This window comes from Pseudomonas pisciculturae, assembly GCF_015461805.1.
GTDB lineage: Bacteria > Pseudomonadota > Gammaproteobacteria > Pseudomonadales > Pseudomonadaceae > Aquipseudomonas > Aquipseudomonas pisciculturae.
In genome coordinates this window covers 376,127-398,175 of record NZ_JACVZE010000003.1, presented here as the reverse complement: position 1 = coordinate 398,175, position 22,049 = coordinate 376,127, and the positions used below count along the sequence as shown (strand labels likewise).

The following is a 22,049-nucleotide window of genomic DNA, read 5'->3' as shown; positions in this document are numbered from 1 at the left end:
CGCTGGCTGCCCACATGGACGAAAGTCCGGCGCCCTTGTATGCCCGCGTTAAACAAATGATCAGCCAGCAGATCCTCAACGGCAACTGGCCGCCCCACTACCGCGTACCCTCCGAGAGCGAGCTGGTCAGTGAGTTGGGCTTCAGCCGCATGACCATTAACCGCGCCCTGCGTGAGCTTACCGCCGAAGGGTTGCTGGTGCGTATGCAAGGTGTCGGTACTTTTGTTGCCGAGCCCAAGAGCCAGTCAGCACTGTTTGAGGTGCACAACATTGCCGATGAAATCGCTTCCCGCGGTCATCGGCACACCTGCCAGGTTATCCACCTGGGCGAAGAGGCTGCGGGTTCCGAGCGCGCCGTTGCCCTGGAAATGCGCGAAGGCGGGCGGGTGTTCCATTCGTTGATCGTGCACTTCGAAAACGATATTCCCGTGCAAATCGAAGACCGTTTTGTCAACGCGCTGGTTGCGCCGGAATACCTGCAACAGGATTTCACCCAGCAAACCCCTTACGCCTATTTGAACCAGGTGGCACCGCTGACTGAAGGCGAGCACGTGGTTGAAGCCATTCTTGCCGATGCCTCCGAGTGCGCGCTGTTGCAGATCGAAACCACCGAGCCGTGCCTTTTGATTCGTCGGCGCACTTGGTCGGGTCGCCAGCCAGTGACCGCCGCGCGTTTGATCCACCCAGGCTCGCGCCACAGCCTGGAAGGACGCTTCAGTAAATGAGTGCAGTAAAAGTCTGGCGCGCCGCTGACTACGTGCGCATGCCGTGGAAAAACGGCGGCGGCAGCACCGAAGAAATCACCCGTGATGCCGGCACTGGGCTGGAGGGTTTTGGCTGGCGCCTGTCGATTGCCGATATCGCCGAATCCGGCGGCTTCTCCACCTTCCCTGGCTACCAACGCGTGATCACCGTGATCCAGGGAGCGGGCATGGTGCTGACCGTGGATGGCGAAGAGCAGCGCGGGTTGTTACCGCTGCAAGCGTTTGCGTTCAAGGGTGACAGGCAGGTTACATGCCGCTTGATCACCGGGCCGATCCGCGATTTCAACCTGATCTATTCGCCACAGCGTTATCACGCGCGGTTGCAGTGGATTGATGGCGAGCAGCGGTTTTTCACCACGGCGCAGACGGTATTGGTGTTCAGCGTGGCGGATGAGGTGAAGGTACTGGATCAGAAGCTGGGCCATCACGACTGCCTGCAAGTTGACGGTAACGCGGGCCTGCTGGAGGTTGCCGTCAGCGGCCGCTGCTGTGTTATCGAGCTGAGCAATAGCTGAGCGCTTGTATGACCGACCCTCAGCTATTGTGGGGGGATTAGCTTATTGAACGCACATCAGTTGAAAGCCCATCGAAGAATCGCCCGCAGGTTTGTTGTCTCCCACTTTTAACGTTAAAACGTTGACGTAGTTGATCGCCGGGATGCCCCCCAACTTGGCGTGGCCGTGGAAAATGTGATCATTGGAGCTGACGTCCGTCACTGACACGGAGCAAAACCGTGGCGCATCTTTGAACACTCCCGGCACAAACCTGACTTTGTAATCGCTGAAGTAATCAGGTTGGGCGGTGAGTTTCACGTCCTTGATCCACTTGGGGGACTGCGCAGTCATTTTTCCTGTTTTATCAATGGTCGCAGTAAAGGTGTCGGCACTGGCATGGACTGAAGTCATGCTTGTCGCCAGGAGTGCGATAAAAATGCCTGCTCGTTCTAGAGTGGTCACGATAAGTCTTCCATGGAGGTGTGTTTGTGAAAACCGACTCTAAACCACTGAATATAAGAAAAATTCCGTTTTCGCTGCGCTACAGATAACTCAGAAAGGTCGTGTGTAGGGTGCGGGTTTGAGCTGACAGGTCAGGCGCGCTATTCCACCGCTACACAGCCCATCAACGGTTCCCAAGCGTGTGCACCATTTTGTTACCGAATGCCCCAGTGCGGCGCAAGGCTGCGTCGTGGTGACAAGCACCTCTCCCCGCAAGAATCCTCTGCAAGAAATTTCATCAAGCCTCAAAGCCTTAATTTCCAAGGCTTACACCCCTCTTCACAAAAAATCCGAATGATAGCTTCCTAAAGTTGGCCGCCTGATTGCATATGCTTGTATGTACAAGTAAAGGTGTGTGCGTAAGAGTCGTCTTCGCCCCCCCCATCAAGCATGCGCATCGATCGCTGAGGAGTTCTTGCTGTGACCAAGCCTACTAAATACCGTGATGTCGAAATCCGCGCCGCCCACGGTAACAAGCTCACTGCCAAAAGCTGGCTGACTGAAGCACCGCTGCGCATGCTCATGAACAACCTCGACCCGCAAGTGGCCGAGAACCCGAAAGAGTTGGTGGTGTATGGCGGTATCGGCCGTGCGGCGCGCAACTGGGAGTGCTACGACCAGATCGTCGAGAGCCTCACCCATTTGAACGACGACGAAACCCTGCTGGTGCAATCCGGCAAGCCGGTCGGCGTGTTCAAGACCCACAGCAACGCCCCGCGCGTACTGATCGCCAACTCCAACCTGGTACCGCATTGGGCCAGTTGGGAGCACTTCAACGAACTGGATGCCAAGGGCCTGGCCATGTACGGCCAGATGACCGCCGGTAGCTGGATCTACATTGGCAGCCAGGGCATCGTCCAAGGCACCTACGAAACCTTCGTCGAAGCCGGTCGCCAGCATTACGACAGCAACCTAAAAGGTCGCTGGGTGCTCACCGCAGGTCTCGGCGGCATGGGCGGCGCGCAACCATTGGCGGCAACCCTGGCCGGCGCCTGCTCGCTGAACATCGAGTGCCAGCAGGTCAGCATCGATTTCCGTCTGGCCAGCCGCTATGTCGACGAGCAAGCCACCGACCTCGACGACGCCCTGGCGCGCATCGCCAAGTACACCCAGGAAGGCAAGGCCATCTCCATCGCCCTGCTGGGTAACGCTGCCGAGATCCTGCCGGAACTGGTCAAGCGCGGCGTGCGCCCTGACATGGTCACCGACCAGACCAGCGCCCACGACCCGCTTAATGGCTACCTGCCGGCCGGCTGGACCTGGGACGAATACCGCGCCCGCGCCAAGACCGAGCCGGCGGCCGTGATCAAGGCCGCCAAGCAGTCGATGGCCGTGCACGTCAAAGCCATGCTGGACTTCCAGAAACAAGGCATCCCGACTTTCGACTACGGCAACAACATCCGCCAGATGGCTCAGGAAGAAGGCGTGGAAAACGCCTTCGATTTCCCAGGTTTCGTACCGGCCTACATCCGCCCGCTGTTCTGCCGTGGCATTGGCCCGTTCCGCTGGGCGGCGCTGTCTGGCGACCCGCAGGACATCTACAAGACCGACGCCAAAGTCAAAGAGCTGATCCCCGACGACGCTCACCTGCACAACTGGCTGGACATGGCCCGCGAGCGCATCAGCTTCCAGGGCCTGCCGGCGCGTATCTGCTGGGTTGGTCTGGGCCAGCGCGCCAAGCTGGGTCTGGCGTTCAACGAAATGGTGCGCAGCGGCGAGTTGTCGGCACCGGTCGTCATCGGCCGCGACCACCTCGACTCCGGCTCGGTAGCCAGCCCCAACCGCGAAACCGAAGCCATGCAGGACGGCTCCGACGCTGTGTCCGACTGGCCACTGCTCAACGCCTTGCTCAACACCGCCAGCGGCGCGACCTGGGTGTCGCTGCACCACGGTGGCGGCGTGGGCATGGGCTTCTCGCAGCATTCGGGGATGGTGATCGTCTGTGACGGTACCGATGAAGCGGCTGAGCGGATTGCTCGGGTGCTGCATAACGACCCGGCGACTGGGGTGATGCGTCATGCCGATGCGGGTTACCAGATCGCCATCGATTGCGCCAAGGAGCAGGGCTTGAACCTGCCAATGATCAAGTAACGATTGGCTCGGTTCCTGTGGGAGCTGGCTTGCCTGCGATACAGACGACTCGGTCTGTCAGTCAAACCGAGATGATGCCATCGCAGGCAAGCCAGCTCCCACAGAAGAGCAATGTGTACGCATAACAATCCATCAGAGGTTGAACCGACATGGCCGCAAATGACACCACCCCGTTGATCGAGAAACGTTCGATCGACTACATCCCGGAAGCGGAAAGACACGGCCGTCTATTCAGCCAGTTCACCCTGTGGATGGGCGCCAACCTGCAGATCACCGCGATTGTCACCGGGGCCTTGGCCGTGGTGCTGGGCGGTGATGTGTTTTGGTCGTTGATCGGTCTGTTGATCGGCCAATTGATCGGCGGTGGCGTGATGGCGTTGCATGCGGCGCAAGGGCCCAAGCTGGGCTTGCCGCAGATGATCTCCAGCCGGGTGCAGTTTGGTGTCTATGGCGCGGCGATTCCGATCGTGCTGGTGTGCCTGATGTACCTGGGTTTCACCGCCACCGGCACCGTACTGTCGGGCCAGGCGCTGGGCCAGTTGTTTGGCGTCAGCGACAGTGTCGGCATCCTGATTTTCGCCAGTGTCATCGTGCTGGTCACGGTGCTGGGCTACCGGGTGATCCACTTTATCGGGCGTGTGGCCAGCGTCATCGGCGTGATTGCTTTTGTCTACCTGTTCAGCCGTTTGATCAGCCAGACCGACGTCGGCGCGCTCATGCAGATTCGCCACTTCAGCTGGAGCAGTTTTCTGTTGGCGGTGTCGCTGGCGGCTTCCTGGCAGATCGCCTTCGGCCCTTACGTGGCGGACTACTCGCGCTACCTGCCGAGCAGCACATCGTCGGTGAAAACCTTTCTCGCGGCTGGCGCCGGTTCTGTGATTGGCGCACAGGTGGCGATGGTCCTTGGCGTGTTTGCCGCGGCCATGTCCAACGGCCAATTCGCCGGCCATGAAGTGGCGTATATCGTCGGCTTGAGCGGTACGGGTGCCACCGCTGCGCTGCTGTATTTCAGCATCGCGTTTGGCAAGGTCACCATCTCTACACTCAACTCCTACGGCAGCTTCATGTGTATCGCCACCATCATCAGCGGCTTTCGCGGGCGTCTGGAGGTCACGCGCTTGCAGCGGCTGGTGTTTGTACTGGTGATTGTCGGTACCGCGACGCTGATCGCGCTGCTCGGCCAGCACTCGTTCCTGGGGGCATTCAAGTCGTTCATCCTGTTCCTGCTGGCGTTCTTTACGCCTTGGAGCGCAATCAACCTGGTGGACTACTACTGCATTACCCGTGAGCGCTATGACGTACCGGCGCTGGCCGATCCAAATGGTCGCTATGGCCGTTGGAACCTGCTGGGTATCAGCGTGTATGTCTTCGGCGTGCTGGTGCAGTTACCGTTCATCTCCACCAAGTTCTATACCGGCCCCCTGGTGGCCGCGCTCGGTGATGTGGATATCTCCTGGATCATCGGCCTGGTGCTGCCCGCCGCCCTGTATTACCTGTGCGCAAAAAAATGGCACGGCACGGTGCCCGATCAACTGATCCTGCCGGTAGAGCAGGGCAGCGCACCAACGACGACAAACGGGCTGACTGCACAAGCCTGACGGGACGTGGACATGGCTGGATGCCTACTGACTGCCGTAATCCATTTCAAGATTGGGAGCGTCACAACAATGAAAATGCATAAGACCCTGTTGGCCACGTTGTTCTCTGCGGGCGTGCTGGCCTCGGCTGGCGCCCAGGCGGCCGGTTGGTGCGAGTCCGGCAAGCCGGTGAAATTTGCCGGCCTGAACTGGGAAAGCGGCATGTTGCTTACCGACATCCTGCAAACCGTGCTCGAAAAAGGCTATGACTGCAAAACCGACAGCCTGCCGGGCAATTCCATCACCATGGAAAACGCCCTGAGCAGCAACGACATTCAAGTGTTCGCCGAGGAATGGGTCGGCCGCAGTGAAGTCTGGAACAAGGCCGAGAAGGCCGGCAAAGTTGTCGGCGTCGGTGCTCCAGTCGTCGGCGCGATTGAAGGCTGGTACGTGCCGCGCTACGTGATCGAAGGCGACGCCAAGCGCAAGCTCGAAGCCAAGGCCCCCGACCTGAAAAACATCGCCGACCTGGCCAAGTACGCCGCCGTATTCAAAGACCAGGAAGAACCGTCCAAAGGCCGCTTCTACAACTGCCCGGCCGGCTGGACCTGTGAGCTGGACAACAGCGAAATGCTCAAAAGCTACGGCCTGGAAAATTCCTATACCAACTTCCGCCCAGGCACCGGCCCGGCGCTGGATGCAGCGGTGCTGTCGAGCTACAAGCGCGGCGAGCCGATCCTGTTCTACTACTGGTCGCCAACCCCGCTGATGGGCCAGGTCGACCTGGTCAAGCTGGAAGAAAAACCCGGCGTGGATAAGAGCGTGAGCATCAAGGTCGGCTTGTCCAAGACCTTCCACGAACAAGCTCCGGAGCTGGTGGCCGTGCTGGAAAAGGTCAACCTGCCGATCGACCTGCTGAACCAGAACCTGGGTCGCATGGCCAAGGAGCGTATTGAGTCGCCGAAACTGGCGAAGATCTTCCTCAAGGAACATCCTGAAGTCTGGCACGCCTGGGTGAGTGAAGACGCAGCCAAGAAAATCGACGCGGCCTTGTAGGTCAAGCGTGCCCGGCTACCCTGAGGGGCAAGCCGGGCGCCTGGCCACAACCCATTGGATCGAGAGCACGCTATGTTTCCTGAGAGTTTTACGTTTTCCATCGCCGACTGGGTCAACGGTTGGGTGGACTCGCTGGTCACCAACTACGGCGATGTGTTCCGGCACATTTCCGACACCCTGCTGTGGGCCATCGTCAACCTGGAAGGGCTGCTGCGCGCAGCGCCCTGGTGGTTGATGTTGGCCATCGTCGGCGGTGTTGCCTGGCATGCCACGCGCAAGGTGGTGACCACGGCGGTGATCGTCGGTTTGCTGTTCCTGGTGGGCGCGGTTGGCCTGTGGGACAAGCTGATGCAAACGCTGGCGCTGATGATGGTCGCCACGGTGATCTCGGTGCTGATCGGCATCCCGCTGGGCATTTTGTCGGCGCGCAGCAATCGCCTGCGTTCGGTGCTGATGCCGTTGCTGGACATCATGCAAACCATGCCGAGCTTCGTGTATTTGATCCCGGTGCTGATGCTGTTTGGCCTGGGCAAAGTCCCGGCTATTTTCGCCACGGTGATCTACGCCGCACCACCGTTGATTCGTCTCACTGATCTCGGGATTCGCCAAGTCGACGGCGAAGTCATGGAAGCCATCAACGCCTTCGGCGCCAACCGCTGGCAGCAACTGTTCGGCGTGCAACTGCCGCTGGCGTTGCCAAGCATCATGGCCGGTATCAACCAGACCACCATGATGGCGCTGTCGATGGTGGTGATCGCCTCGATGATTGGTGCCCGTGGTTTGGGTGAAGACGTGCTTGTCGGTATTCAGACCCTCAACGTCGGGCGCGGCCTTGAAGCCGGCTTGGCGATCGTGATTCTCGCGGTGGTCATCGACCGCATAACCCAGGCCTATGGTCGTCCACGGCATGAGGCGAGCAAATGACTACTGTCAGCAAAATCGAAGTCAAAAACGTCTTCAAGATCTTCGGGTCTCGTTCCAAGGAGGCGCTGTCGCTGATCGGCCAAGGCAAGACCAAAGACCAGGTACTGGCCGAGACCGGTTGCGTGGTTGGCGTGAACGACCTGTCGCTGAGCATCGGCACCGGCGAGATCTTCGTGATCATGGGCCTTTCGGGTTCCGGCAAATCCACGCTGGTGCGCCACTTCAACCGCCTGATCGACCCTACCAGCGGCGCGATCCTGGTGGACGGTGAAGACATCCTGCAACTGGACATGGAAGCTCTGCGCCAATTTCGGCGGCACAAGATCAGCATGGTGTTCCAGAGCTTCGGCCTGCTGCCCCACAAGAGCGTGCTCGACAACGTTGCCTACGGCCTGAAAGTGCGTGGCGAAACCAAGCAGGTGTGTGCCGAACGCGCCCTGCACTGGATCGAAACCGTGGGCCTCAAGGGCTACGAAAACAAATACCCGCACCAGCTCTCCGGCGGTATGCGCCAGCGCGTCGGCCTGGCCCGCGCGCTGGCGGCCGACACCGACATCATCCTGATGGACGAAGCCTTCAGCGCCCTCGACCCGCTGATCCGCGCCGAGATGCAGGACCAGTTGCTGGAGCTACAAAAGACCCTGCACAAGACCATCGTGTTCATCACCCACGACCTCGATGAGGCCGTGCGCATCGGCAACCGCATTGCGATCCTCAAGGACGGTAAGCTGATCCAGGTCGGCACGCCGCGAGAGATTCTGCATTCGCCGGCGGATGAGTATGTGAACCGATTTGTTCAGCGGCGGGCGGCGGTGGTTTGAGCCAGGTTTTGTGGTGAGGCTGCTGGCCCTATCGCAGGCAAGCCAGCTCCCACCTTTGAAAGTGTTCACAGTTCAAAATGTGGGAGCTGGCTTGCCTGCGATGGGGCCAGTGAAGCTGCAATAGAATTAACGAAGGTATGAAGATGTCCCAGCCAACAAAAATCATCATCGCCGACACCCCCTTACGTTGGCAGGACGTAACCGCCGTCGCCCGCCACGGCGCGGTGCTCGAACTCTCAGGCCAAGCCTGGGCCCGCATCGACAATGCCCAAGCCATCGTGCAGCGCATCGTCAGCAGCGGCGAACGCGCCTACGGCGTTAACACTGGCCTGGGCGCGCTGTGCAACGTGTCGCTTGAGGGCGAGCAACTCAGCCAGCTCTCGCGCAATACCCTGTTGAGCCACGCCTGCGGCGTCGGCCCAGTGCTGAGCGACGAGCAAACCCGCGCAATCATCTGCGCCACGATCATCAACTACAGCCTCGGCAAATCCGGCCTGCATCGGCAGGTGGTGCACGCGTTGCTGGCGCTGCTCAACCACGGCATTACGCCGCAAGTGCCATCCCAGGGTTCGGTGGGGTATTTGACCCATATGGCCCATGTCGGCGTGGCGCTGTTGGGTGTGGGCAAGGTGAGTTACAAAGGCCAGATCGTCCCCGCGCAACAGGCCCTGAGCGCCGAAGGTTTACAGCCCGTGGTACTCGGTGCAAAGGACGGCCTGTGCCTGGTCAATGGCACGCCGTGCATGACCGGCCTGAGCTGCTTGGCCCTGGCCGATGCCCACCATTTGCTGCAATGGGCTGACGTGATCGGTGCCATGAGCTTCGAGGCCCAGCGGGGCCAGATCGATGCGTTCGACGAAGAGATCATCGCCCTCAAACCGCACCCCGGCATGCAGCACGTTGGCATCAACCTGCGAGCGTTGCTCGATGGCAGCGAAGTGATCGCCAGCAGCAAGGGCATCCGTACCCAGGACGCCTTGAGCCTGCGCTCGATCCCGCAGATCCATGGTGCGGCCCGCGATCAAGTTGAGCATGCCACCCGCCAGATCGAGACCGAACTCAATAGCGCCACCGACAACCCGCTGGTACTTGGCGCCCCAGACAACTATCGCGTGGTGTCCCAGGCCAACCCCCACGGGCAATCGGTCGCGTTGGCGGCGGATATGCTCGCCATCGCCATGGCCGAAATCGGCTCGGTGGCCGAGCGTCGCCTGGACCGCCTGATCAACCCTCACGTCAGCGGCCTGCCGGCGTTCCTCGTCAGCAACCCTGGAGTCAACTCCGGGATGATGATCGTGCAGTACGTCGCCGCGTCGCTGTGCGGGCAAAACCGCCAGCTGGCGCAACCAGCGGTGCTCGACAACTTTGTCACCTCGGGCCTGCAGGAAGACCACCTGAGCATGGGCACCAACGCCGCACTCAAGCTGCACCAGGTGTTGGCCAACGTCACTCAGATCCTCGCTATCGAGTATTTGCTGGCGGCCCAGGCGTTTGAGTTCTTGAAGGACCAACGTTTCGGCGCCGGCACCGACCGCGCCTGGCGCTTGCTGCGTGAAGTGGTCCCCGCCTATGAGCAGGACCGTTGGCTGGCGCCAGATATCGCGGCCGCCGCTCAGGTGCTCAAAGCCACCGCATTACCGAATTTGCACTAAAAAATAATCACAAGGAGCACGAATGTGACTGCGCTTAATCTGATCCCAGGCCAACTGAGCCTCGCCCAACTGCGGGCCATCTATCAGCAGCCCGTAACCCTTAGCCTGGATGACAGCGCCACGGCGCAGATCGACGCCAGCGTGGCCTGCGTGGAGCAGATTCTCGCCGAGAACCGCACCGCCTACGGCATCAACACCGGTTTTGGTCTGTTGGCCTCGACCCGCATTGCCAGCGAAGACCTGGAGAACCTCCAGCGTTCCCTGGTGCTGTCCCATGCCGCCGGCGTTGGTGAGCCCATCAGCGATGCGTTGGTGCGGTTGGTCATGGTGCTCAAGGTCAACAGCCTCAGCCGTGGGTTTTCCGGCATTCGTCGCCAGGTGATCGACGCGTTGATCGCGCTGATCAATGCCGAGGTGTATCCGCATATTCCGTTGAAAGGGTCGGTCGGTGCTTCCGGCGACCTGGCGCCGTTGGCGCACATGTCCCTGGTGCTGCTGGGCGAAGGCAAGGCGCGTTACAAGGGCGAATGGCTGGAGGCGACCGAGGCGCTGAAAGTCGCCGGTTTGACGCCGCTGACCCTCGCCGCCAAAGAAGGCCTGGCGCTGCTCAACGGCACTCAGGTGTCTACCGCGTATGCCCTGCGCGGCTTGTTTGAAGGCGAAGACTTGTTCGCCGCCGCGTTGGCCTGCGGTGCCCTCACCGTGGAAGCGGTGCTCGGTTCGCGCTCGCCGTTCGATGCGCGCATTCACGCCGCTCGCGGCCAGCGTGGGCAGATCGATTCGGCAGCGGCCTATCGCGATCTGCTGGGTGAAAGCAGCCAGGTCTCCCTGTCGCACCAGAACTGCGACAAGGTGCAAGACCCGTACTCCCTGCGTTGCCAGCCACAAGTCATGGGCGCCTGCCTGACCCAGTTCCGCCAGGCCGCTGACGTGCTCGTGGTAGAAGCCAACGCCGTATCGGATAACCCGCTGGTATTTGCCGCCGAAGGCGACGTGATTTCTGGTGGTAACTTCCACGCCGAACCTGTGGCCATGGCTGCCGACAACATGGCACTGGCCATCGCCGAAATCGGCTCCCTGAGCGAGCGGCGTATTTCGCTGATGATGGACAAGCACATGTCGCAACTGCCGCCGTTCCTGGTGGGCAATGGCGGGGTCAACTCCGGTTTCATGATTGCCCAGGTCACCGCCGCTGCGCTCGCCAGCGAGAACAAAGCACTGGCCCATCCCCATAGCGTCGACAGCCTGCCCACTTCCGCCAACCAGGAAGACCACGTGTCCATGGCCCCGGCTGCCGGCAAGCGCCTGTGGGAAATGGCCGAGAACACACGCGGCGTACTGGCCGTGGAATGGCTGGCCGCCTGCCAGGGACTGGACCTGCGCGAAGGCCTGAGAACCTCGCCAAAACTGGAAAAAGCCCGCGGCATTCTGCGCAACAAAGTCGCGTTCTACGACAAAGACCGCTTCTTCGCCCCCGACATCAACGCCGCCAGCGAGCTGCTCGCCAGCCGCTGCCTGAATGAGCTGGTGCCAGCCCGGTTGCTGCCGAGCCTGTAACTGCCTACGCGATCCAATGTGGGAGCTGGCTTGCCTGCGAAGGCGGCGGTAGTAGCGATAGAGATGCAGTGCTTGAAACACCGCTATCGCAGGCAAGCCAGCTCCCACAGGGGTCAGTCTCACCGACCACTTACGGAGGCGTTGATGAAAACGCTTTGGCAACACTGTCACATCGCAACCATGGCGGGCGGCAACTACTCGATCATCGAAGATGGCGCCCTGGTTACCGCAGGTTCGCTCATCGAGTGGGTCGGCCCACGCAACCAAGTACCCACGGCGGATTACGCTCGGGTGTATGACCTGCAAGGCGCGTGGGTCACCCCCGGCCTGATCGACTGCCACACCCACACCGTGTTCGGTGGTAATCGCAGTGGCGAATTCGAACAACGCCTTGAGGGTGTGAGCTACGCCGACATCGCTGCCAAGGGCGGTGGTATTGCCAGCACCGTGCGTGCCACCCGTGCTGCCAGTGAAGATGAACTGTTCGAGAGCAGCCGAAAGCGCCTGCGCAGTTTGCTGCGCGACGGCGTGACCACGGTGGAGATCAAGTCCGGCTACGGCCTGGACCTGGCCAACGAACGCAAGATGTTGCGGGTCGCCCGTCGTCTCGGCGAAGCGTTGCCGGTGAGCGTGCGCGCCACGTGCTTGGCGGCCCATGCGCTGCCGCCGGAGTACAAGGACCGCGCCGATGACTATATCGAGCATATCTGTACCGAAATGCTGCCCGCACTGGCGGCCGAAGGGCTGGTGGACGCGGTGGATGCGTTCTGCGAATACCTGGCGTTTTCCACCGAGCAGGTCGAGCGGGTGTTCAACGTCGCTCAACAACTGGGGTTGCCGATGAAGCTGCACGCCGAGCAACTCTCGTCGCTGCACGGCTCCAGCCTGGCTGCCCGTTACCATGCGTTGTCGGCCGATCACCTGGAATTCATGACCGAAGAAGACGCCATCGCCATGGCCGCTTCCGGCACCGTCGCCGTGTTGCTGCCGGGGGCGTTCTACTTTTTACGCGAAACCCAGTTGCCGCCGATGGATGCCCTGCGCAAACACGGCGTGAAGATTGCCATCGCCAGCGACCTCAACCCCGGCACCTCACCGGCGTTGTCGGTGCGGCTGATGCTGAACATGGCCTGCACCCTGTTTCGCATGACCCCGGAAGAAGCCCTGGCCGGTGCTACCCAGCACGCGGCTACCGCGCTGGGGATGGGCGACACCCATGGCTCGCTGGAAGTGGGCAAGGTCGCCGACTTTGTCGCCTGGCAGATCGATCGCCCGGCCGACCTGGCGTATTGGCTGGGCGGTGAGCTGGATAAACGCGTCGTGCGCCATGGCGTCGACGTCACTGTTTAAGGAGTGCGTTGTGGATAAGGTTCTGAACTTCAAACAAGGTCGCGTACCCCTGCTGATCAGCATGCCCCACGCCGGCCTGCGCCTGACGCCTGCGGTCGAGGCCGGGTTGATCCCCGAGGCACAAAGCCTGCCGGACACCGACTGGCATATTCCTGCACTGTACGACTTTGCCGAGGGGCTAGGCGCCAGCACCTTGGCCGCTGAGTATTCACGCTTTGTGATCGACCTTAATCGGCCGTCCGACGACAAGCCCCTGTATGCCGGCGCTACCACCGGCCTGTACCCGGCCACGCTATTCGACGGCGTGCCGTTGTTCCGCGAAGGGCTGGTGCCAAGCGAGGCCGAGCGCGTCGGTTACCTGCAAAAAATCTGGGGCCCTTACCACCGCACGCTGCAAGAGGAGCTGGCGCGCCTCAAGGCCGAGTTTGGTTATGCATTGTTGTTCGACGCGCACTCGATCCGTTCGGTCATCCCGCACCTGTTCGATGGCAAGCTGCCGGACTTCAACCTCGGCACCTTCAATGGCGCCGCCTGTGACCCGCAACTGGCCAGCCAGTTGGAAGCCATCTGCGCCGAGCATCCGCAGTACAGCCATGTGCTCAATGGGCGCTTCAAGGGTGGGCATATCACCCGACATTACGGTGACCCGGCGCAGGATATTCATGCGGTGCAGTTGGAGTTGTGCCAGAGCACCTATATGGAAGAGTTCGAGCCGTTTCGCTATCGGCCGGATTTGGCGGGGCCGACACAGGTGGTGCTCAAGCAACTGCTCGAAGCGTTTTTAGCCTGGGGGCAAAAGCGTTACGGCTGAAATCGCTATCGCAGGCAAGCCAGCTCCCACATTCGACCGCATCCTCATGTTGGAACTCGGTCAAATGTGGGGGCTGGCTTGCCTGCGATGAGGCCCTTGTGGTCGCCACCGTGCAACTGCCCGTCGCCACAGTTCGTGTTGACCAGCGCCTCACTACGTAAGGTTGTGAAATAAAAACAGCCGAGTGAGCCCACACCCATGAAAAAACTGTTGTTGCCCCTTATCGGCGCCGCACTGTTCAGTGCACAAGCCATGGCCGCCGAACCGACCTCCTGCAAAACCATCCGCATGGGCGTTGTCAGCTGGACCGACGTGGTCGCTACTTCCGGTATGGCAGACGTTTTGCTCAACGGCCTGGGCTACGACAGCAAGCAGACCAGCGCGGTGCAGCAGATCATCTTTGCCGGCATCCGCGACAAGCGCCTGGATATCTTCCTCGGCTACTGGAAGCCGGCCATGGACAACAACATCGCACCGTTCGTGGCGGCCGGGCAGGTCAAGGTCTTTGATAAACCCAGCCTCGCCGATGCCCAGGCCACCCTGGCCGTGCCGCAATACGTGGCGGATGCGGGCTTGAAGACCTTTGCCGATATCGCCCGCTTCAAAGACAAGCTGGGCGGCAAGCTCTATGGCATCGAGCCCGGTAGCGGTGCCAATACCGATATCCAAAAGATGATCGACACCAACCACTTCGGCCTCGGTGGTTTCAAACTCGTGGCGTCCGGCGAGGCGGGCATGTTGGCAGCGGTGCAGCGGGCGGTGAATCGCAAGGAGTTTGTGGTGTTTGTCGGTTGGACCCCGCACCCGATGAACATCAATATGAAGATGGCCTACCTCACCGGCAGTGAAGATGTATTCGGCCCCGACGAAGGCCGCGCCACGGTGTCCACCGTCACCGCGCCGGACTTCGCCGAGCGCTGCCCCAACGCCAACCGTCTGCTGGAAAACCTCACCTTCACCGCCGCCCAGGAAAGCCAGTTGATGGTACCGATCATGGAGCGCCAGTCGCCCCAGGATGTGGCCAGGCAATGGCTGCGCGACCATCCCGAGGATTTGCAGCGCTGGCTGGCCGGAGTCACGGCGTTTGATGGCAAGGATGGCGTAGCGGCCGTACAGGCCAGCCTCAAACCCTGAACCCTACTCACCAGACCAATCAACACAAGACAAATGTGGGAGGGGCGGTGCGAGGATTCGACTTGCCCCCGATAGCGTTAGGTCAGCCAAATAGATGTCGACTGACACACTGCCATCGGGGGCAAGTCGAATCGTCGCACCGCCCCTCCCACATTTTCAGATCTTCATTGTTAGGGATATTGGGGCATGTATCCGATTTCTGCACAGTTAGCCGCTTTCGTCGCCAAAACCGAATCCTTCACCAGCGACGACTCATCCCTGGCCGGTTTACGCCAGAGCTATGACCGCATGTGCCAGACATTCACCCCACCACCCCCACCAGGGCTGCACGTCGAAAACCTGTGCCTGGGCGGCGTTGGCGTACGCAGTTACCTGCCAGAAACGCCAGCCCCACCCAACGGCTGGCCCTGCCTTCTATATATGCATGGCGGCGGCTGGGTCGTTGGCGGGCTGGATTCCCACGATTTTATCTGCTTTGAACTGGCCAGTGCCCTGCAAGTGCTGGTGATCGCCATCGACTACCGCCTGGCACCGGAGCACCCGTTTCCGGCCGCCTACGACGACTGTCGCGCGGTGTGGCAGGCCGTGCAGGCAGGGCAGGGGCCGCACCCCATCAACCTGCAACGCCTGGCGGTGATGGGTGACAGTGCGGGCGGCAATCTGGCGGCGGCTTTGTGCTTGGGGTTGCGGGACGAGGGCTTATCGCTGCCAGCGGCTCAAGTGCTGATTTATCCGGGGCTGGGTGGCCCAGCCGACTTGCCCTCGCGCCGTGACTGCAGGGACGCACCCTTGCTCAGCACGCCCGACGCTGACGGTTATCTGGCACTGTACCTGCTGGGCACCGAACAACCGCCGCCTTATGCCATGCCGCTGTTGGCCACAAACTTCAGCCATTTACCCAATGCCTTTATCGCCGTGGCCCAGTTCGATCCGCTGCGCGATGACGGCAGGCTCTATGCCGAACGCCTGCAAGCGGCGGGCGTCGCCTGCGTGCTGTATCCCGGCAAAGGCCTGGTCCACGGCTGCCTGCGGGCTCGGCACCAGGCGCCGGAGGTGGACCGGCTCTACGACTACCTGTTGGACTACCTGAGGCGCGAAGGGCTGACACAGGTCTAAGCGCTCAAGGACATGCTCATTGCACAATTCGGGTTTATAGTGCCAGACGGCAAAATAAAAGACGTCCCCCCAGGGATGAACCCGACCCCCTACGGAGCGCGCAATGCAGACTTGGTACCCGCAGATCAAACCCTACGCCCGGCACGATCTGGCCGTCGATGACACCCACACCCTGTATGTCGATGAAAGTGGCTCCCCCGAAGGCTTGCCCGTCGTCTTCATCCATGGTGGCCCCGGCGCCGGTTGCGATGCCCAGAGCCGCTGCTATTTCGACCCGAATCTGTACCGCATCGTCACCTTCGACCAGCGTGGTTGCGGCCGTTCCACGCCGCGCGCGAGCCTTGAAAACAACACCACCTGGGACCTGGTCGCAGACCTTGAGCGCATCCGTGAACACCTGGGCATCGAAAAATGGGTGTTGTTCGGCGGCTCCTGGGGCTCGACCCTGGCCCTGGCCTATGCGCAAACCCACCCGGAGCGCGTGCATGGCTTGATCGTGCGCGGCATCTTCCTGGCGCGCCCGCAGGACATCGAGTGGTTCTACCAGGCCGGCGCCAGCCGTTTGTTCCCGGATTACTGGCAGGACTACCTGGCGCCGATCCCGCAGGACGAGCGCCACGACATGATCGCGGCCTACCACAAGCGCCTCACCGGCAACGACCAGATCGCCCAGATGCACGCGGCCAAAGCCTGGTCCGGTTGGGAAGGGCGCATGTTGGGCCTGTGCCCGAGCCCGCAGCATGTGGAGCGGTTTTCCGAGCCGCAACGCGCCCTGTCCATTGCGCGAATCGAGTGCCACTACTTCACCAACAACTCGTTCCTTGAGCCCAACCAGCTGATTCGAGACATGCACAAGATCGCCCATTTGCCTGGCGTAATCATCCACGGGCGCTACGATATGATCTGCCCGCTGGATAACGCTTGGGAACTGCACCAGGCTTGGCCTAACAGTGAGCTGCAGGTGATTCGCGAAGCGGGTCATGCAGCCTCCGAGCCTGGTATCACCGATGCCTTGGTACGTGCGACCAGCCAAATGGCCCGTCGCTTGCTCGACCTGCCGCCCGAAGAAGCATGAAGGGCCTGTTGCAACGGGTGCGAGGCGCCCGGGTTGAGGTCGACGGCGAAATTGTCGGGGCCATTGATCAGGGTTTGTTGGTGTTGGTGGCAGTGGAGCCTGCGGACACCCCGCAGAGCGCCGACAAACTGCTGCACAAGCTGCTTAACTACCGGGTGTTCAGCGATGACGAGGGCAAGATGAACCTGTCGCTCAAGGACGTGGGTGGCGGTTTGCTGCTGGTTTCGCAGTTCACGCTGGCGGCCGACACCAAGAGCGGGCTACGGCCAAGTTTCACCACCGCGGCCCCGCCGGCACTTGGGGCGGCGCTTTTCGACCATTTGTTGTTACAAGCGCAACAATTGCATGGCAAGGTGGCGTCGGGGCGTTTTGGCGCGGATATGCAGGTGCATTTGGTCAATGACGGGCCTGTCACCTTCCTCTTACAGACGTAAATGTATTAAAAACGACTTTTAATGCCTAAAAACGCAGGGTTTCACTACAAATACTTCGTTGTCCCTGATGCGTTGTTTCGCGGGCTACTAGATAATCGCGCGCTACGGGGATCAGCGTTGTTTGGTCCATTTTTGACTTAGGTAGAGACTTGTCCGATAGCCTCAGGGGAATCATTTTGACCCAGGGGAGTCGGAACAATGCTCGCCAACCTGGCATATAGATAGCTGGCCGTTGGTTTTTTGATCTGTTTTCGGCGAGGGTTGCTCGTGATTGTTAGTCCCTGTAATGCACCAAAATTGTCTGCCAAACGGTTACGAAACGTACTGGTGACGGGCTCTGCCCTGTTCTGCCTGTTCGGCGCGGGTCAACTGTGGGCATTCAGTCTGGATGATGTGTCGGCCAAGGCAAAAGAACTGGCCGGGCAGAAGTACGAAGCTCCGCGCAGCAATCTGCCGAACGAATTCCGCGAAATGAAATTTGCTGACTATCAGAAGATTCGTTTCCGCAGCGAAAAAGCCGAGTGGGCCGATCAGGACACGCCGTTCAAGCTGTCCTTCTATCATCAGGGTATGCACTTCGATACGCCGGTGAAAATCAACGAAGTCACGGCCAGCAGCGTTAACGAAATCAAGTACGACGCGAGTCGTTTCGATTTCGGCGACGTGAAGTTTGATCCTAAAGCCACTGAACAACTGGGTTATGCCGGTTTCCGTGTGCTGTACCCGATCAACAAGGCCGACAAGCAAGACGAAATCATGACCATGCTGGGCGCGAGCTACTTCCGCGTCGTAGGCAAGGGCCAGTCGTATGGCCTGTCGGCCCGTGGCATGGCGATCGACACCGCATTGCCTTCTGGCGAAGAATTCCCGCGTTTCACCGAGTTCTGGATCGAGCGTCCAAAGCCGGGTGAGAAGCAACTGGTGATCTTTGCCCTGCTGGACTCGCCGCGCGCCACCGGCGCCTACCGCCTGACCCTGCGCCCTGGCACCGACACCATTGTCGACGTCAAGTCCCAGATGTTCCTGCGCGACAAGGTCACCAAGCTGGGCGTTGCCCCGTTGACCAGCATGTACCTGTTTGGCGCGAACCAGCCGTCCAAAGTGCTGAACTACCGTCGCGAGCTGCACGATTCCAGCGGCCTGTCGATCCATGCCGGCAATGGCGAGTGGATCTGGCGCCCACTGAACAACCCTAAACACCTGTCGGTCAGCAACTTCACCGTCGAAAACCCACGTGGTTTCGGCCTGCTGCAACGCGGTCGCGATTTCAGCCACTACGAAGACCTGGACGACAACTACGACAAGCGCCCAAGCGCCTGGATCGAGCCTGAAGGCGACTGGGGCAAAGGCACCGTCAACCTGGTAGAGATCCCGACTGCCGATGAAACCAACGACAACATCGTTGCGTTCTGGAGCCCGGAAACCCTGCCTGAAGTTGGCAAGCCGCTGGACGTGGCCTACCGCCTGCACTGGACCATGGACGAAAAAGCCCTGCACCCGGCCGACAGCGCCTGGGTCAAGCAGACCCTGCGTTCCACTGGTGACGTGAAACAGTCCAACCTGATCCGTCAGCCAGACGGCAGCGTGGCTTACCTGGTGGACTTCGAGGGCCCGTCCCTCAAGGCACTGCCGTCAGACGCCGCAGTTCGTAGCGAAGTCAGTGTTGGCGATAACGCTGAGCTGGTTGAGAACAGCGTGCGCTACAACGAGCACACCAAAGGCTGGCGCCTGACCCTGCGTATGAAGATCAAAGACGCAGGCAAGCCGACCGAAATGCGTGCCGCGCTGGTCCAGGACATTGTGAAGCCTGAGCCTGAGAAGGTTTCGAGCCAAGTGCTCAAGGCCGACAAAGTGCTGGCCAAGCAACACGAGAAACACGCCAAGAAAGACGCTAAAGACCAGGAAGCCAAGCAGCCAGAAGCTGCCCCAGCCACGCCGGAGCCGGAAAAGACCGAACACGTCCTGACCGAAACCTGGAGCTATCAGTTGCCTGCCGATGAGTAATTCTCAAGTCCAGCCAGAAACTCTGTCCGAGTACCTGGCGCATCTACCGATGACCGCTGAGCAGCGCGCCGAACTGGCGGGCTGCACATCCTTCACCGAGTTGCATGAACGCCTGTCGTCTTCGACGTTCGACGCACCAACCGACGCTGCCCAAGCGTCGGTTGGCCGCCGCTTGAGCCTCAGTACTGCTGAAGAACTGCAAGACGCCGAAATGCTCGTGCTCGACGCCAGCGGTCGCGTGTGCCTCAAGGCTACGCCGCCGATCCGTCGTACCAAGGTGGTGCCCGAGCCTTGGCGCACCAACATCCTGGTGCGCGGTTGGCGCCGGATGACCGGTCGCACCAACCCGCCCAAGCCGCCGAAAGACGAGCGTGTACTGCCGGCTGCGCGCTGGCGTACCGTGGGGTCGATTCGCCGTTACATCCTGCTGGTGCTGATGCTCGGCCAGACCATCGTTGCCGGCTGGTACATGAAAGGCATCATGCCGTACCAGGGCTGGTCGCTGGTGGACTTCGACGAAATCCGCAACCAGACCCTGCTGCAAACCGCTACCCAGGTACTGCCTTACGCGCTGCAAACCAGCATCCTGATCATGTTCGGGATCTTGTTCTGCTGGGTGTCGGCCGGTTTCTGGACGGCGCTGATGGGCTTCCTGGAACTGCTAACCGGTCACGATAAATACCGTATCTCCGGTAAAAGTGCCGGTGACGAGCCGATTCCGAAAGATGCCCGCACTGCGTTGGTCATGCCGATCTGCAACGAAGACGTGCCCCGGGTATTTGCCGGCCTGCGCGCTACCTTCGAGTCGGTGGCGGCTACCGGTGACCTGGACCGCTTCGATTTTTTCGTGCTCAGCGACAGTAATGATGCCGACATCTGCATCGCCGAACAGCAAGCCTGGCTCGACGTATGCCGAGAAGCCAACGGCTTCGGCAAGATCTTCTATCGCCGCCGCCGCCGTCGCGTAAAGCGCAAGAGCGGCAACCTCGACGACTTCTGCCGTCGCTGGGGCAGTGACTACAAGTACATGGTGGTGCTCGACGCCGACAGCGTGATGAGCGGCGAATGCCTGACCAGCCTGGTGCGCCTGATGGAAGCCACGCCGGACGCCGGGATTATCCAGACCGCGCCACGTGCGTCGGGCATGGACACCCTGTATGCGCGCATGCAGCAGTTCGCCACCCGCGTTTACGGCCCGCTGTTCACCGCCGGCCTGCACTTCTGGCAGTTGGGTGAATCCCACTACTGGGGTCACAACGCAATCATCCGTATGAAGCCGTTTATCGAGCACTGCGCCCTGGCGCCGTTGCCGGGTAAAGGCGCGTTCGCCGGTGCGATCCTGTCTCACGACTTCGTTGAAGCGGCGCTGATGCGCCGTGCCGGCTGGGGCGTGTGGATTGCCTACGACCTGCCGGGCAGCTACGAAGAACTGCCGCCAAACCTGCTGGACGAACTCAAGCGTGACCGTCGCTGGTGCCACGGTAACTTGATGAACTTTCGTCTGTTCCTGGTTAAAGGCATGCACCCGGTGCACCGTGCGGTGTTCCTGACCGGTGTGATGTCTTACCTGTCGGCGCCGTTGTGGTTCTTGTTCCTGGTGTTGTCCACCGCCTTGCTGGCAGTGAACACCCTGATGGAGCCGCAGTACTTCATGGCGCCGCGCCAGTTGTACCCGCTGTGGCCGCAATGGCACCCCGACAAGGCGGTGGCGCTGTTTTCCACCACCATCGTGTTGCTGTTCCTGCCTAAATTGCTGAGCATCATCCTGATCTGGGCCAAGGGCGCGAAAGAGTTTGGTGGCAAGTTCAAGGTGACCTTGTCGATGCTGCTGGAGATGCTGTTCTCCATGCTGCTGGCGCCGGTGCGGATGATTTTCCACACGCGTTTCGTACTGGCCGCGTTCCTCGGCTGGGCCGCGACCTGGAACTCGCCGCAGCGTGATGACGACTCCACCCCATGGAGCGAAGCGGTCAAGCGCCACGGCCCGCAAACCGTGCTGGGCTTCTTGTGGGCACTGCTGGTGGTGTGGTTGAACCCAAGCTTCCTGTGGTGGCTGGTGCCGATCGTTGGTTCGCTGATGCTGTCGATCCCGGTGTCGGTGATCTCCAGTCGGGTCAAGCTGGGCCTCAAGTCCCGCGACGAGAGCCTGTTCCTGATCCCTGAGGAATACAACCCGCCGCAAGCGTTGCTCTCCACCGAGAAATACACCCACGAAAACCGTTGGCATGCGCTCAACGACGGCTTTGTGCGTGCGGTGGTTGACCCGCAGCAGAACGCCCTGGCTTGCGCTCTGGCGACCTCGCGTCACCGTGAGGCGGAACCGATCGAGTACCTGCGCGTGGAGCGTGTTCGCCATGCGTTGAAAGTCGGCCCTGCCGGCCTCAACAACAACGAACGCGTGGCCTTGCTCAGCGATCCGGTGGCCCTGGCTCGCCTGCACGAGCAGGTCTGGAGTGAAGGGCACCCAGAGTGGCTCGCCGCCTGGCGCGACTCCGTCAAGTCCGACCCGCACGCACCGTTGCTGCCGCTGCAACCGTTGACGTCCCAGGCCCAACCGGCCTGATTCAGACGCCCTCGAGGGTTCCCCTCGGGGGCGTTTTGAACACTGCTCCTACAGCGTTTTTTGCTGTCTTTCATCAGACTTAACTTATTGTTATTTCGAAACAAAAGACCTTTGTTCGAAGCGTT

Annotated in this window: 18 protein-coding genes; 17 read left to right on the top strand and 1 reads right to left on the bottom strand. The window is 60.7% G+C overall.

The features are described from left to right. Positions 1 to 14 precede the first annotated feature (14 nt). Together hutC and ICY20_RS10795 are read left to right on the top strand one after the other, a co-directional pair. Positions 15 to 725 (top strand): histidine utilization repressor, encoded by a 711-nt coding sequence (gene hutC / locus ICY20_RS10800; RefSeq protein WP_200846461.1) that lies wholly within the window; start codon positions 15 to 17, stop codon positions 723 to 725. Further along, positions 722 to 1,279, top strand: a complete 558-nt coding sequence (locus tag ICY20_RS10795) for a HutD/Ves family protein (RefSeq protein WP_194937462.1) — start codon at positions 722 to 724, stop codon at positions 1,277 to 1,279. The genes hutC and ICY20_RS10795 overlap by 4 nt, the downstream gene beginning before the upstream one ends. A gap of 42 nt (positions 1,280 to 1,321) precedes the next feature. On the opposite strand, the gene ICY20_RS10790 is transcribed toward ICY20_RS10795, so the two are convergent. Further along, complete coding sequence (locus ICY20_RS10790; RefSeq protein WP_194937461.1) at positions 1,322 to 1,720, bottom strand: hypothetical protein; 399 nt, start codon at positions 1,718 to 1,720, stop codon at positions 1,322 to 1,324. A gap of 459 nt (positions 1,721 to 2,179) precedes the next feature. Here ICY20_RS10790 and hutU point away from each other — a divergent pair, with 459 nt between their 5' ends. The 15 genes from hutU (at position 2,180) to mdoH (ending at position 21,924) form a co-directional block, all read left to right on the top strand. Beyond that, a complete protein-coding gene (hutU, locus tag ICY20_RS10785) occupies positions 2,180 to 3,850 on the top strand; it encodes a urocanate hydratase (protein WP_159960301.1) in 1,671 nt (556 codons plus the stop codon). Positions 3,851 to 3,999: 149 nt separating this feature from the next. After that, a complete protein-coding gene (locus tag ICY20_RS10780; RefSeq protein WP_159960299.1) occupies positions 4,000 to 5,448 on the top strand; it encodes a purine-cytosine permease family protein in 1,449 nt (482 codons plus the stop codon). Positions 5,449 to 5,517: 69 nt separating this feature from the next. Continuing rightward, positions 5,518 to 6,483, top strand: coding sequence for an ABC transporter substrate-binding protein (locus tag ICY20_RS10775; protein ID WP_194937460.1), 966 nt, complete (start codon positions 5,518 to 5,520; stop codon positions 6,481 to 6,483). Positions 6,484 to 6,555: 72 nt separating this feature from the next. Next, positions 6,556 to 7,407, top strand: a complete 852-nt coding sequence (locus ICY20_RS10770) for an ABC transporter permease (RefSeq protein ID WP_028615386.1) — start codon at positions 6,556 to 6,558, stop codon at positions 7,405 to 7,407. Next, a complete protein-coding gene (locus ICY20_RS10765) occupies positions 7,404 to 8,228 on the top strand; it encodes a quaternary amine ABC transporter ATP-binding protein (RefSeq protein WP_194937459.1) in 825 nt (274 codons plus the stop codon). The genes ICY20_RS10770 and ICY20_RS10765 overlap by 4 nt, the downstream gene beginning before the upstream one ends. Positions 8,229 to 8,371: 143 nt before the next feature. Then, positions 8,372 to 9,880 carry a histidine ammonia-lyase gene (gene hutH / locus ICY20_RS10760; RefSeq protein ID WP_194937458.1) on the top strand — a complete coding sequence of 503 codons (1,509 nt, stop codon included), beginning with the start codon at positions 8,372 to 8,374 and terminating at the stop codon, positions 9,878 to 9,880. A gap of 24 nt (positions 9,881 to 9,904) precedes the next feature. Then, complete coding sequence (gene hutH, locus ICY20_RS10755; protein ID WP_194937457.1) at positions 9,905 to 11,437, top strand: histidine ammonia-lyase; 1,533 nt, start codon at positions 9,905 to 9,907, stop codon at positions 11,435 to 11,437. Between the two features lie 144 nt (positions 11,438 to 11,581). Continuing rightward, entirely contained in the window at positions 11,582 to 12,787 is a 1,206-nt protein-coding gene (gene hutI, locus ICY20_RS10750; RefSeq protein WP_194937456.1) for an imidazolonepropionase, read from the top strand. Positions 12,788 to 12,797: 10 nt separating this feature from the next. After that, positions 12,798 to 13,598 (top strand): N-formylglutamate deformylase, encoded by an 801-nt coding sequence (gene hutG, locus ICY20_RS10745; protein WP_194937455.1) that lies wholly within the window; start codon positions 12,798 to 12,800, stop codon positions 13,596 to 13,598. A 198-nt stretch (positions 13,599 to 13,796) separates the two neighbouring features. Continuing rightward, entirely contained in the window at positions 13,797 to 14,732 is a 936-nt protein-coding gene (locus tag ICY20_RS10740) for a choline ABC transporter substrate-binding protein (RefSeq protein ID WP_159960285.1), read from the top strand. Positions 14,733 to 14,918: 186 nt separating this feature from the next. Beyond that, complete coding sequence (locus ICY20_RS10735; RefSeq protein ID WP_194937454.1) at positions 14,919 to 15,848, top strand: alpha/beta hydrolase; 930 nt, start codon at positions 14,919 to 14,921, stop codon at positions 15,846 to 15,848. 103 nt (positions 15,849 to 15,951) lie between these two features. Continuing rightward, a complete protein-coding gene (gene pip, locus ICY20_RS10730) occupies positions 15,952 to 16,923 on the top strand; it encodes a prolyl aminopeptidase (protein WP_194937453.1) in 972 nt (323 codons plus the stop codon). Then, positions 16,920 to 17,357, top strand: coding sequence for a D-aminoacyl-tRNA deacylase (gene dtd, locus ICY20_RS10725; protein WP_159960279.1), 438 nt, complete (start codon positions 16,920 to 16,922; stop codon positions 17,355 to 17,357). Before pip ends, dtd begins: the two co-directional genes overlap by 4 nt. Before the next feature lie 324 nt (positions 17,358 to 17,681). Further along, entirely contained in the window at positions 17,682 to 19,361 is a 1,680-nt protein-coding gene (locus tag ICY20_RS10720) for a glucan biosynthesis protein G (protein ID WP_228758402.1), read from the top strand. Continuing rightward, positions 19,354 to 21,924 (top strand): glucans biosynthesis glucosyltransferase MdoH, encoded by a 2,571-nt coding sequence (mdoH, locus tag ICY20_RS10715; protein ID WP_159960275.1) that lies wholly within the window; start codon positions 19,354 to 19,356, stop codon positions 21,922 to 21,924. Before ICY20_RS10720 ends, mdoH begins: the two co-directional genes overlap by 8 nt. Positions 21,925 to 22,049: the final 125 nt, after the last annotated feature.

What these genes read in the sequence shown, in the direction of transcription:
- hutC (WP_200846461.1), top strand. Translation starts at nt 15, where the DNA reads ATGGACGAAAGTCCGGCGCCCTTGTATGCCCGCGTTAAACAAATGATC.
- ICY20_RS10795 (WP_194937462.1), top strand. Translation starts at nt 722, where the DNA reads ATGAGTGCAGTAAAAGTCTGGCGCGCCGCTGACTACGTGCGCATGCCG.
- ICY20_RS10780 (WP_159960299.1), top strand. Translation starts at nt 4,000, where the DNA reads ATGGCCGCAAATGACACCACCCCGTTGATCGAGAAACGTTCGATCGAC.
- ICY20_RS10775 (WP_194937460.1), top strand. Translation starts at nt 5,518, where the DNA reads ATGAAAATGCATAAGACCCTGTTGGCCACGTTGTTCTCTGCGGGCGTG.
- ICY20_RS10770 (WP_028615386.1), top strand. Translation starts at nt 6,556, where the DNA reads ATGTTTCCTGAGAGTTTTACGTTTTCCATCGCCGACTGGGTCAACGGT.
- ICY20_RS10765 (WP_194937459.1), top strand. Translation starts at nt 7,404, where the DNA reads ATGACTACTGTCAGCAAAATCGAAGTCAAAAACGTCTTCAAGATCTTC.
- hutH (WP_194937458.1), top strand. Translation starts at nt 8,372, where the DNA reads ATGTCCCAGCCAACAAAAATCATCATCGCCGACACCCCCTTACGTTGG.
- hutI (WP_194937456.1), top strand. Translation starts at nt 11,582, where the DNA reads ATGAAAACGCTTTGGCAACACTGTCACATCGCAACCATGGCGGGCGGC.
- ICY20_RS10740 (WP_159960285.1), top strand. Translation starts at nt 13,797, where the DNA reads ATGAAAAAACTGTTGTTGCCCCTTATCGGCGCCGCACTGTTCAGTGCA.
- ICY20_RS10735 (WP_194937454.1), top strand. Translation starts at nt 14,919, where the DNA reads ATGTATCCGATTTCTGCACAGTTAGCCGCTTTCGTCGCCAAAACCGAA.
- pip (WP_194937453.1), top strand. Translation starts at nt 15,952, where the DNA reads ATGCAGACTTGGTACCCGCAGATCAAACCCTACGCCCGGCACGATCTG.
- dtd (WP_159960279.1), top strand. Translation starts at nt 16,920, where the DNA reads ATGAAGGGCCTGTTGCAACGGGTGCGAGGCGCCCGGGTTGAGGTCGAC.
- mdoH (WP_159960275.1), top strand. Translation starts at nt 19,354, where the DNA reads ATGAGTAATTCTCAAGTCCAGCCAGAAACTCTGTCCGAGTACCTGGCG.